Raw genomic sequence first — 12,060 nt, forward strand, 5'->3', positions numbered from 1 at the left:
GCGTGCGGCAGGACAGGCAGTCCAAGCAGCTTCCCAGCCGGCTGCCGCTGCAGCGGAACGCGGTACTGATCCGGTGAGGGGGTTCGTGCCCGTCGTCAGCTCGGCTGCGATGAAGTCCGACGTACCGATCCTGGAGACACCGCAATCCGTTTCCGTCGTCAGCCGCGACCAGCTCGATACGCGCTCGGTCACGACACTGGTCGAAGGATTGCAGTATGTCGCAGGTCTCGCCATCCAGCCCGGCGGCAAGGATCCGCGCTTCGACAACGTCTACATCCGCGGCTTCGACAACAACGGCTACGGCGCCTATCGCGACGGGCTTCGCGAGGTCGGCGACCCCGCCTTCTTGTCGCTGTTCCGCAACGAGCCCTACGGTTTCGAGCGCATCGACGTCATCAAGGGTCCGAGCTCCGTCATGTACGGGCAGGGGGCGCCGGGCGGTCTTGTCGACGTCATCAGCAAGCGCCCGCCCGACAAGGCCTTTGGCGAGATCGTCGGCCAGTTCGGCAATTACGATCGGTTTCAGGGGGCCTTCGATTTCGGCGGGCCCGCGACCAACGATGGGACGCTGCTCTATCGGTTGACCGGTGTGTTCCGGGATTCCGATGCGCAGATCGCCAATTTCTCGAATTTCGTGAAGGACAACCGGACCTATATCGCGCCCGCCGTGACCTGGAAGCCGACCAACGATACCACGCTGACCATCCTCGCCGACTACACGCACGATCTGACCGGCAACGCCTTTCCGCTGTCGATGGCGCATCTGAGCGGCGGTAAGGTCACCGGCATCACCGCACTGCCGCTGTTCCTCGGTGACCCCAGCTACAATAGGTTCGACCAGGAGCAGGAGCGCATCGGCTATCAGTTCGAGCACCGCTTCAACAACGATCTGATCTTCGAATCGAAGGCTCGCTACGGCCACACCGAGCTCGATTATCGCTATCTGACGTTCATCGGAACGCCGCTCGATACGGCCACGGTCTTTCCGCGTCGCGCGATGCGCATCCAGGAGCAAGTCGATACCCTGTCGACCGACAACCACCTGATCAGCAAGTTCGGCACGGGGCCGCTTCAGCACACGGTGGTCTCCGGCGTCGACTATCTGACGTTCAACATGACGGACCGGACCTATTCCGGAAATGCGCCGCCGCTCAGCAAGATCAATCCGGTCTACGACCAAGCCATCGCGGCTCCGACTGCGCTCGTCACCCCCTCGGCGAACCAGACAATCGATCAGGTCGGCGTCTATGTGCAGGACCAGATGAAGATCCAGAACTGGATCTTTACATTGGGCGGCCGCTACGATGTCTCCGAACAGAACACCTACGCCTTGGCGACCAACAAGACGACCGACACCAAGGACACGGCCTTCACCAAGCGCGGAGCGGTCTCGTACGTGTTCGATTCCGGAGTTGCGCCGTATTACAGCTATTCGGAATCGTTCCTGCCGACGCCGGGCACGGATTTTGCGGGAAATCCGTTCAAGCCGACGACGGCGCAGCAGCACGAGCTCGGCGTGAAGTACCAGCCGTCGCGGACCCTGCTGATGACGTTGGCGCTCTATGATTTGACGCGGCAAAACTCGCTCACGAGCGATCCATCGCATCTCGGCTTCTCGGTCCAGCTCGGCGAGGTGAATTCGCGCGGCATCGAGTTCGAGACGCTGGCGCAGATCATGCCCGGACTGAACCTCGTGGCCACCTACACCAACCAGGATGTGAAGGTGACGCAAACCACCACCGCCGCCGATCTCGGCAAGGTGCCGACACTGGTGGCCCGCCAGATGGCATCGGCCTATCTCGACTACACGGTCCAGGGCGGGACATGGGACGGCTGGGGGTTGGGCGGCGGCGTCCGCTACAACGGGCCGACCTTCGCCGACACCACCAACACCATCTTCAACGAGGGCTACGTCGTGTTCGATGCGGGCCTGCATTATCGCCAGCCCAAGGGTGTCAACCTCGCGCTGAACGTAAAGAACATCGCCGATCGCGTCACCGTTGCGTGCACCACGAATGGCGGTTGCCAATACACCAGCCCGCGCACCATCACGGGCACGGTCAGCTATCGCTGGTAAGGATCGCCATGGTTCAGGCCCGCACGATCCGGCTCTGGTCCCGCATTCACACCTGGACCTCGCTCGTGTGCATGCTGTTCCTGCTGATGCTGTGCGTGACGGGACTTCCGTTGGTCTTTCACGACGAGATCGACGATCTGCTCGAGGACGAGATCTCGGCGCCCGCCATGCCGGAAGGAACGCCGCGTCTGTCGCTCGACCGGATGATCGCGGCGGCGCAAGCGCGTTTTCCCGGTCAGTATGTCCTGCTGCTCAATCTCAAGCAGACCGAGCCACTCGTGACTGTGGCCGTTTCTCCGACCGCTGTCCCGGCGCCGGGCAACTTCCATCGCCTGACGTTCGATGCGCGAACGGCCGAAATGCTCGGCGAAGAAGCCCCGCATCAGGACGTCATGGATATCGTGCTGCGGATACACAAGGACATGTTCACAGGGCTCCCCGGCGAGCTGTTTCTCGGGGCGATGGGACTCGTGTTCGCCGTGTCGATCATCTCCGGCATCGTTGTCTATTGGCCGTTCATGCGGCGGCTGGATTTCGGGACGATCCGTCGGCGGTCGTCGCCCCGGCTCAAATGGCTCGACACCCATAATCTCCTCGGCATCGTCACGTTGACGTGGACGTTGGTGGTCGGTCTCACCGGCATGATCAACACGCTGGCGACGCCGTTGTTCGACCTGTGGCGGGCGCAGCTCATCCCCGTCTTGCTGGCGCCTCATCTGGGCAAGCCCGAGGCTCCGATCCCTTCGGTTCAAGCCGCCGTCGAGCTTGTCCGCACCAGATTTCCGGATCGCCTCGTCACCTCGGTGACGATGCCGACCGCGGCGCGTTTCGGCAGCCCGCAGCACCTCGTGGTCTGGACCAAGGGAGCGACGCCCTTCACGGCGCGCATGCTTCAGCCGATGCTGGTCGATGCCAATGACGGCAAGACGATCGTGGCGCCCGAGGTGCCGTGGTATCTGAAGACGCTTCAGGTCTCGCGTCCGCTGCATTTCGGCGATTACGGCGGGCTTCCGTTGAAGATCGTCTGGGCGGTTCTCGACATCATGACGATCATCGTTCTCGTCAGCGGAATCTATCTCTGGGCGGCAAGGCGAAAGCCGTCGGTCCGCAAGCCGCTGCGCACAGAGCGGACCGCGGCAGTCGGTGTCTGATCCCATGCGTCGTTCCGTGTCCAAGGCGGACGTTCCGAACCTGGCCCGGCACTACAGAAGCGTGTGGGACGTGTTCCGGGCGCCGCTCCTGGTCGGCTTGGTCTGCGCCGTGGGGCTCGGTCTGGCGCTCGTCGGAGATGGGATCTGGGACGGCCTTTCGTGGCTGGCTCTTTCGCTGCCGGTTGGGCTTGCGGCGTTCTACTGGCACCGCGCAGGCCGCCGGCGCTGACGGAGAATCCGCCGAACCGACGGCTATCGGTGCTGCTCTTCCGGGGCGCCTTCGACCTCATGCGCCTCGTCCTTGCCGCCAAGCATGCGATGCAGCCGGCGCTCGAGGCGGTGGCCGATCGTCAGCAGGGCGAAGGCCAGCGCCAGGGCAACGACAACGATTTTCCACTGTCCGGCGCCGCAGACGATGCCGAGGCAGGCCGCAAGGAAAGTGCATGCGGCGCTGGTGAGGCCCCGAACGCGAAACCCCGTGCTTTGGTGCACGATGACGCCGGCGCCGAGAAAGCCGATGCCGGTGAGGATGCCCTGGATGACGCGGCTGGCGGCGTCGACGACCTTGGCGGGTTCGGCGAGCTGCAATGCGAGCAGAACCACGCTCGCGGTCGAGAGCCCGACGATGCCGAGCGTCTTCAGCCCGATCGGCTTGCCGTGCAGGTCGCGGTTGAGGCCGATCGCGCCGCCGGCGAGCGTGGCTGAGCCGAGGCGCAGCAGGATTTCTGGCCAATCGAGCTCGGTCATGGCGCCTCGCTCATGTCTTCGGCAGGCGGCCCATTAGATAGAACTCCTCGTTCGGCCGCATGCCCGTGAAATTCGCCAGCCGGTTCGACAGCGCGAAGAAGGCGGAGATCGCGGCGATGTCCCAGATGTCGTCGTCGCTGAAGCCGTGCGGCGCCAGCGCGGCGAAGTCATCCTCGGAAATCCGCTGCGCGTCGGCCGAGACCTTCATGGCGAAATCGAGCATCGCCTTCTGCCGCGGCGTGATGTCGGCCTTGCGGTAGTTGATCGCGACCTGGTCGGCGATCAGCGGGTTCTTGGCGCGGATGCGCAGGATCGCGCCATGGGCGATCACGCAATATTGGCACTGGTTCGCCGCCGACGTCGCCACCACGATCATCTCGCGCTCGGCCTTGGTGAGGCCGCCGTCCTTTTCCATCAGCGCGTCGTGATAGGCGAAGAAGGCGCGGAACTCGTCGGGGCGGTAGGCCAGCGTCAGGAACACGTTCGGCACGAAGCCGCTCTTCTCCTGCACGGCGAGCAGGCGCGTGCGGATGTCGTCGGGCAGGGTGTCGAGGGCGGGTGCGGGAAAGCGTTGCGTGGCGGTCTTTGTCATGGGCATGGATCCGGCTTGGGGCGGGAACCATAGTCGATGCAGGCGAGACGCTCCAGAGGCGTCGCAAGGTCTCATGCCCCGGACGCGGCGCAGCGCCTCTTCGGTGGTGCGCTGCTGAGCCGGGGCCCAGGTGCTTGACGGCGGTGATCGCGGCGGGGTCCCGGCTCAGCGCAGCAGCGTTGCACGCCGCGGCGCGTCCGGGACAGGCGAGATGCGCTATCGCAGCGGCTTCTTCAGCAGCGAGAAGCGGTCCGGGTCGAGGCCCATCGACGGCTGCAGCATCGGGGCTTCGACGCTGGACATCGTCTTCGCCGGTGGTGCGGAGAACACGGGGTCGTTCGGCACGTCGCGCTGTGAGGTGGCGCCGCGCCAGCGTTCCAGCACCGCACTGACGAAATGCATGTCGTGACCGGAGGTGACGGACGGTACGCTGGAGATGGTGGCCTCGCCGCGCGGCAATTGGTGCGGCGGCACCTCCTTGAAGCGCAAGCGGGTCGGCAGCGCGACGCCTTCGCCGAACGCCAGCACCTCGCGGGTGCCGAGCGACGGCACGAAGGAGAGCAGGTTCGCGGCGGCGTCCGACACCGCGGCGCGCAGCAGCGCCTGGTCGCGGTCGTTGGCGAGGCGCATCGTGAACAGCGTGTTGCACTGGGAGATGATGGTGGCGTCGAGCTCGGCGGGGCGCTGGGTGATGAGGCCGAGATAGACGCCGTATTTGCGGCCTTCCTTGGCGATGCGCGACACCGCCTTGCGGGTCGGGCCGAAGCCGATGTTGCGGTCGGCGGAGGCATAGCGGTGCGCCTCCTCGCAGACGAACAGCAGCGGCGAGACGCCGTCGCTCCACAGCCCGAAGTCGAAGGCCATGCGGCAGAGCACGGACACGACGGAATCGATCACCTCGGCCGGGAAGCCGGCGAGCTGCATCACCGTCATCGGCTTGCCGTTGGCGGGCAGGCGGAACAGATGGCTGATCACCTCGGCCATGGTGTCGCCGCCGACATTGGCGTTGTCGAACATGAAGGCGTAACGAGGGTCGTTGCGCACGGCCTCGATGCGCGAGATCAGCTTGTGATAGATGATGCGCGAGGAGCGGTTCTCGAGCTTGCCCATGCGCTCGTCGATCAGCGACAGCAGGTCGACCAGGCGATAAGGCACCGGCGTATCGACGGTGTAGCCGATCTGCTTGGGATCGATGCGCTTCAGGCCGATGCGGTCGGCGTTCTGGTACTGGGTATAGACGCCCTTGGCGAGCGGGATCACTTCGGCCAGGATGTCGAGCTCTTCCGGCACGCCGGCGCGGCCGCCGAACAGCACGTCGACGATTTCTTCGAAGTTGAAAAGCCAGAACGGCAGCTTCAGGTTCCGCGGGTTGAGCACCAGCGCGCGGTCGCCGAAGCAGCGGCCATATTCGTTGTGCACGTCGAGCAGGAAAATGCGCAGGTTCGGCCGCGCCTTCAGGATCTCGTTGAGCAGCAACGAGACGCCGGTCGATTTACCGACGCCGGTCGATCCGAGCACCGCAAAATGCTTGGACAGCATTTCCTCGACGTCGACATAGGCGATGACCGAGCGGTCCTGCTGGAGGAAGCCGACATTGATCTGGTCCGAGCCGGTCGGCGCGTAGATCGTGCGCAGCTCCTGGCTGGTGATCAGGTCGACGGCATCGCCGATGGTCGGATAATTGGTGACGCCGCGCTGGAATTTGGCCTTGTCCGCGGCATTGAGGATCTCGCCGAGCAGGTCGACCGAGGCGATCGCGATGTAATTGTCCGAGCCCGACAGGTTCTCGCAGGAGACCTCCGTGATCATCGCAACGATGACCGAACTGCTGCAACGGATGCTGACGAAGCGTCCGACGGTGGCCCGCACCTCCGAGATCGGCATCCGGCTTTCCGCCAGAAGCCCGACCCGGGCGAGCGATCCGCGAACCGAAATCACGCGTCCAAAGGATGTCACGATGAATGAACCTGGCAAGAGCAAGGGATTTGCCCGGACTATGCCCGGCCGTCGCTGCACAAACGGTTAAACGGCGGGCGCGCCCGCTCCGTTAAATCCGTGGTAATTCGGTCCGGAGACTTGTCGCCGATGCCTGCTCATGGGCGGAATCGCCGGGAAAATACTGCATTTCCGGACCTTGGGGCCGAGATGGTCCTTAAGGAAGAATTTACCATTCGAGCAGGCCCTTTCGTCCGGCCAACCGACATCGGTCGGCTAGGCGCCGTGCGCAGCAGGGATGCCGGTTGCTTTGTTGACGGGACCTAATGATTTGTACATTAGTACAAATGAGGCGTTACTGTCGGCACCGCACACTTAGGCCCGCCCGCCCGTTGTGCCGTGCGCGTCTCGATCGCGCCGCCCGGACAGGCGGATCGCAGCCATGCTCCAGGAGGAAACCATGCAGCCCGAACCGATCCTCGATCTCGCCCATCTCGGCCACATGGAGCTGCTGACGCCGAAGCCGGACGAGAGCCTGAAATTCTTCGTCGATGTGATGGGCATGACGGTCAGCGGACAGAAGGGTGAGTCGGTCTATTTGCGCGGCTGGGACGATTACGAGCGCTATTCGCTCAAGCTCACGGCGGCGAAGACCTCGGGCATGGGCCACATGGCGCTGCGTGCGCGCAGCCAGCAGGCGCTGGAGCGGCGCGTCGCCGCGCTGAAGGGATCCGGCTTCGACATCGGCTGGAGCGACGGCGACATGGGGCAGGGGCCGACGTTCCGCTGCCGCGATCCCGATGGCCATATCGTCGAGCTCTATTACGAGACCGAATGGTATCAGGCGCCGCCCGAACTCAAGCCTGCGCTGAAGAACCAGGCACAGCGCTTTCCCGCTCGCGGCGTCAATGTCCGCCGCCTCGACCATCTCAACTGCCTTGCCGTCGACATCAAGGCCAACCGCGAGTTCTTCGAGACCTATCTCGGCTGCCGCCTCACCGAGCAGATCGTGCTCAACAACGGCCGTGAGGCCGCGATGTGGCTGACGATGTCAAACAAGAGCTACGATTTCGCCTATTCGCTCGATCATTCGGGCGTGCCGGGCCGCTTCCACCACGTCACCTACGCCCTCGACAGTCGCGAGGAGATTCTGCGCGCCGCCGACATTTTTCTCGAGAACGGCATTCACATCGAGACCGGGCCGCACAAGCACGCGATCCAGCAGACCTTCTTCCTCTATGTCTACGAGCCCGGCGGCAACCGCGTCGAAGTCGCCAATGCCGGCGCGCGCCTTATCCTGGCGCCCGACTGGAAGCCGATCGTGTGGACCGAGGAGGAGCGCAAGAAGGGCCAGGCCTGGGGATTGAAGACGATCGAGTCCTTTCACACCCACGGCACGCCGCCGGTGGAGGTGACGAAGCACGCCTAATTGGCGAAGGCGCGCACCCTTGCAACCGTCTCGCGCACGCCAGTCCAGGCCGGCTTGTCCGGCGCGAACTGCCGGCGCAGGAAGCTGACGAGCTCCTCGATCTGGGTGTCGCTCATGCTGTTCCTGAACGCGGGCATGTAGCCGAGATCGCTCGAGACGGGCTCCGCGATGCCGTGCAGGATGACCTGTATGAGATTGTCCGACGTGGCGCTGTGCAGGTTGCTGTTGAGCGCGAGCGAAGGCCTAGTGCCGAACAGCGGCAGGCCGCCGACCTCGTGGCAGACGGCGCAGGCGCCTTGATAGAGGCGCGCGCCGGCGGAGGAGGCGACGGTCACTTGCGTTGCATTTTCGAGCTTGGCGGCCAGCGCATCCTGCGCCTGGTGGTCGACCGCGGTGTCATTGAACGAGTTGAGATAGACCGCCATCGCACGGATGTCCTGGTCGGGCAGCGCCTTGAGGTCCCGGACGATCGGTGCCATCGGGCCGGCGGCGACGCCGTGGTAACGCGAATGGCCGGTGCGCAAATAGGCGTACAGCTCATTCTCGCTCCACGGGATCGGCGCGTGCGAGAGCGAGGTCAGCGCCGGCGCTTCCCAGCCCTCGGCGAAGCCGCCGGCGAGATAGGCGTTGCGTTGCTCGGCGCCGAGCGCGTTGCGCGGCGAATGGCAGGCGCTGCAATGGCCGAGGCCCTCGACCAGATAAGCACCGCGATTCCAAGCCTCGGACTTTGAGGGGTCGGGCTTGAAGTCGGGCGTTCGGTGGAACAGCGCATTCCAGCCCGCCAGCAGCGGGCGGAGATTGAACGGGAAGGCCAGCGTGTTGGCCGGCGTCGTCGCGCGCACCGCAGGTTGCGCCATCAGGTAAGCGTAGAGCGCCTGCAGATCGGAATCGCTGGTCTTTGCAAAATGCGTGTAGGGGAAGGCGGGATAGAGCTGGCGTCCGTCGCGATGCAGGCCATCGCGCATGGCGCGCTCGAATGCGGGGTAGGACCAGGCACCGATCCCGGTCTCGACGTCGGGCGTGATGTTGGTCGCGTAGATCGTGCCGAACGGTGTTTCCAAGGCGCGACCGCCGGCATTTGCTGCGCCGCCGATCTCGGTGTGGCATTCCGCGCAATTGCCGAGCGCGGCAAGCTGCTCTCCGCGCGCGATCGTTGCCGCTGAATAGACCGACGGATCGGGGCGCGCGATGGGTGCAATCGCGCGGCCGGGAAGAAGCGCCGCGCCGATGCCGATCGCGGCGGTGCAGACGGCTGCAATCGTTGCGAAGATGCCGGCGCGCCTGGCGAACGGATTTTCCCAGATACGAGACGGAGGCGAGGCTGCGGGCGGGGGCAGGGACTGCGGCGTCGCCGGTGCTTCGCCGTGCAATCCCTTGAGGATTCGCTCAGGCGTGAACGGCGGCTCGCGAAAGCGCACGCCGGTGGCATCGAAGATGGCGTTCGCGATCGCGGCTGCGCTCGGCACCGAGGCGGACTCGCCGACGCCGAGCGGCGGCTGATCCTGCCGCGGCAGCATCAGCACGTCGATCTTGGGAACGTCGGGGAAGGGGATGATCGGATACGCGCCCCATTCACGCGCGGCCACCGCACCGCGCTCGAACGACACCTCTTCCATCAGCGCGCGGCTGGTGGATTGGATGACGTTGCCCTGGATTTGGTGGCGCACGCCGTCCGGGTTGATCATCAACCCGGAGTCCTGCCCCGCGACGACGCGTGTCACGCTGACGTCGCCGGTCGTCTTGTTCACCGCGACGTCGGCAACCCACGCCGACCACGCCGCGCCATAGCCCGGAAACTTGCTGTGGACGTAGAGCGCATACGCAAAGCCGCGGCCATGCACGACCTCACCGTCCTTGTCCTCGCGGACCGGCCGCGGCATCCAGCCCGCGCGCTCGGCGACCGCATTGACCAGATCGACCGCGCGCGGGTCCTTCAGATAGCGCAGGCGATATTCGATGGGATCGACGCCGGCTTCGGTTGCGGCCTCGTCGATATAGGATTCATGCGCAAAAGTGTTCGGCAGGGCCGAGACGCCGCGAAACCAGGAGGCACGCACGATCGGCGGCGTGTCGTGGGCGACGACGCGCATGTGCTCGTAATCGTAGGGCGGGATCGCGGTGCGGTCGCCCATCTGGAGCACCGCAGGTTCGGGCGAAAGGCGGCCGGTCAGCAGCAGCGCCAGCGTCGGCGCGGCATTCGAGGGATAGCGCGTAGCAAGGTCGTACCCGGCAATGCCGCCGTCAGCGTTGAGGCCACCATTGACGTCGATTAGCTGGGCAGTCCCCTTGGGCTCCCAGGCATGCTCCTGCTCGCGCGTCAGCTGGACGCGGACGGGACGGCCGACGGCGCGCGACAGCAGCAGCGCATCGGCGGTGACATCGTCGGCGCAGTTGCGGCCGTAGCAGCCGGCGGCCTCCAGCCGGATCACCTCGATCTCGCTCTCGGGGCGCTCGATCAGCAGCGCCAGATCGCTGCGCAGCACGTGCGGGTTCTGCGTGCCCGACCAGACGCGGATATTGCCGTCCTGGAAATCGGCAACCGCGCACGACGGGCCGATCGAGGCGTGCATCTGATACGGCCAGACGTAAGTGCGCTGCATCGGCTTGGCCGCGCCCGCAATTGCCTTGTCGACCTCGCCCTTGTCGATCAGCGTGCGCGGCGTCGACGGATTGGCGCGCAGCGCGGTCTCGACATCGGCAAGATCGGTGAGGGAGGGCGTCGGCTTCCAGCTCAGCTTGAGCTGTTCGGCGGCGCGAATCGCATTCTCCTCGCGCTCGGCAACGACACCGACGAAATCGCCGATGTGGACGACGGCGACGATGCCGGGAATGTCGCGCACCGAGGATTCGTCGACCGCGAGCAGGCTGGTGCCGACGAACGGGCCGGCATCGACACCGGCATAGGGCGGGCGCACCACGCGGCCATGCAGCATGCCCGGTACGCGGATGTCATGGACGAAGGTCAATTCGCCCGTGGCCTTGGCTGGCACGTCGACACGCGGGACGGAGTGGCCGACGATGGCGTAATCGCCGACAGATTTCACGGCGACGTCGTCTTCGAGCTCGAGCCGGATCTCTTCGCCGGCGATCAGCTCGCCATAGCTGACGCTGCGGTTGTCATGTCCGCGCACGAGGCCGTCCTCGATCTCGAGATCGGCGGCCGGCAGTTCCAGCCGTTCGGCCGCGCGTGCGATCAAGAAGTGCCTCGCCTGCGCTGCGGCCTTGCGCAGGGGAACGGCGGTGATCTGGATGGTCTCGCTCGCGATCGTCGCGCCCTGGTTCGGTACCACGGCCGTGTCGCCGAGCACGACGACGACGCGCGCAAAGGACACGTCGAGCTCTTCGGCGACGATCTGGCCCAGCGCAGTGCGGATGCCGGTGCCGAGATCGACATGGCCGTTATAGGCCGTGACCGAACCGTCCGCGGTGATGCGGACGAAGGTCTCGGATGTGACCTCGTCCACGCTGCGGGCGACGATGAGCGAACCTGCGCGCTCAGCTCCGTTCGAAACATAGGAGGCCATCAATCTGCGGCCTCGGTGAGCTGGCTAGAGGCGCGCATCACCGCGCGGAGGATCTCGACATGCGTGCCGCAGCGGCAAAGATTGTAGCGCAGCGCCGCCAGCGCCTCCTGCTCGGTCGGCCGCGGATTAATCGCGAGCAGCGCCTTGGTGGTCATGATCATGCCGTTGAGACAATAGCCGCATTGTGCGGCCTGCTCGTCGATGAAGGCCTGCTGCACGACGTCGGGCTTGTCGCTTGTGCCGAGGCCTTCGAGCGTCACGATGTCGCGGCCGGCGCAGCCGGTCACCGGAATCACGCAGGAGCGTGCCGCCAGTCCGTCGATCAGGACAGTACAGGTGCCGCATTCCCCCAAGCCGCAGCCGTATTTCGGGCCGTTCAGCGCGAGCTCATTGCGCAGCACATAGAGCAGCGGCGTGTCCCGCGCTGCCGTGACCTCGTGGATCCTGCCGTTCACGGTGAGGCGGATCGGTGTCTGCGTCATCCTCGTTCCCAAGCCCAAGACAAAGCCAAGAGACAAACCCAAAATCATGCGATCGCGAAAATTCGACGTCGCGACGATACCGTTTGTACACAAACGTGCAAGCCGTGCATGCCGCACTGCAGC

General features: G+C 65.1%; 10 protein-coding genes. 5 read left to right on the forward strand and 5 right to left on the reverse strand.

Annotation, left to right across the window (positions count from 1 at the left end):
• Nucleotides 1–85: 85 nt before the first annotated feature.
• The 3 genes from DCG74_RS20650 to DCG74_RS20660 are packed head-to-tail and all read left to right on the forward strand — an operon-like array spanning nucleotide 86 to nucleotide 3,457.
• On the forward strand, nucleotides 86–2,077 hold the full coding sequence (locus tag DCG74_RS20650) for a TonB-dependent siderophore receptor (protein WP_373569490.1): 1,992 nt from the start codon (nucleotides 86–88) through the stop codon (nucleotides 2,075–2,077).
• A gap of 8 nt (nucleotides 2,078–2,085) precedes the next feature.
• A complete protein-coding gene (locus DCG74_RS20655; RefSeq protein WP_172786240.1) occupies nucleotides 2,086–3,228 on the forward strand; it encodes a PepSY domain-containing protein in 1,143 nt (380 codons plus the stop codon).
• Nucleotides 3,229–3,232: 4 nt separating this feature from the next.
• Nucleotides 3,233–3,457 (forward strand): hypothetical protein, encoded by a 225-nt coding sequence (locus DCG74_RS20660; protein WP_172786238.1) that lies wholly within the window; start codon nucleotides 3,233–3,235, stop codon nucleotides 3,455–3,457.
• 23 nt (nucleotides 3,458–3,480) lie between these two features.
• On the opposite strand, the gene DCG74_RS20665 is transcribed toward DCG74_RS20660, so the two are convergent.
• The 3 genes from DCG74_RS20665 to DCG74_RS20675 form a co-directional block, all read right to left on the reverse strand.
• Nucleotides 3,481–3,975 (reverse strand): MgtC/SapB family protein, encoded by a 495-nt coding sequence (locus tag DCG74_RS20665; RefSeq protein WP_172786241.1) that lies wholly within the window; start codon nucleotides 3,973–3,975, stop codon nucleotides 3,481–3,483.
• Nucleotides 3,976–3,985: 10 nt separating this feature from the next.
• Nucleotides 3,986–4,567 (reverse strand): peroxidase-related enzyme, encoded by a 582-nt coding sequence (locus DCG74_RS20670; RefSeq protein ID WP_172786242.1) that lies wholly within the window; start codon nucleotides 4,565–4,567, stop codon nucleotides 3,986–3,988.
• 216 nt (nucleotides 4,568–4,783) lie between these two features.
• Nucleotides 4,784–6,376 (reverse strand): ATP-binding protein, encoded by a 1,593-nt coding sequence (locus DCG74_RS20675; protein WP_246708867.1) that lies wholly within the window; start codon nucleotides 6,374–6,376, stop codon nucleotides 4,784–4,786.
• Between DCG74_RS20675 and DCG74_RS20680 the strand changes: the two genes are divergently transcribed.
• Together DCG74_RS20680 and DCG74_RS20685 are read left to right on the forward strand one after the other, a co-directional pair.
• Nucleotides 6,369–6,593, forward strand: coding sequence for a hypothetical protein (locus DCG74_RS20680; protein WP_246708868.1), 225 nt, complete (start codon nucleotides 6,369–6,371; stop codon nucleotides 6,591–6,593). The genes DCG74_RS20675 and DCG74_RS20680 overlap by 8 nt on opposite strands.
• A gap of 369 nt (nucleotides 6,594–6,962) precedes the next feature.
• Nucleotides 6,963–7,931, forward strand: a complete 969-nt coding sequence (locus DCG74_RS20685) for a catechol 2,3-dioxygenase (protein ID WP_172786244.1) — start codon at nucleotides 6,963–6,965, stop codon at nucleotides 7,929–7,931.
• On the opposite strand, the gene DCG74_RS20690 is transcribed toward DCG74_RS20685, so the two are convergent.
• The gene (locus DCG74_RS20690; RefSeq protein ID WP_172786245.1) at nucleotides 7,928–11,455 is read right to left on the reverse strand and encodes a molybdopterin cofactor-binding domain-containing protein; all 3,528 of its coding nucleotides are present in this window, start codon (nucleotides 11,453–11,455) and stop codon (nucleotides 7,928–7,930) included. The genes DCG74_RS20685 and DCG74_RS20690 overlap by 4 nt on opposite strands.
• A complete protein-coding gene (locus DCG74_RS20695; RefSeq protein ID WP_172786246.1) occupies nucleotides 11,455–11,937 on the reverse strand; it encodes a (2Fe-2S)-binding protein in 483 nt (160 codons plus the stop codon). Before DCG74_RS20695 ends, DCG74_RS20690 begins: the two co-directional genes overlap by 1 nt.
• Between the last annotated feature and the right edge of the window lie 123 nt (nucleotides 11,938–12,060).

Source organism: Bradyrhizobium sp. WBAH42 (assembly GCF_024585265.1).
GTDB lineage: Bacteria > Pseudomonadota > Alphaproteobacteria > Rhizobiales > Xanthobacteraceae > Bradyrhizobium.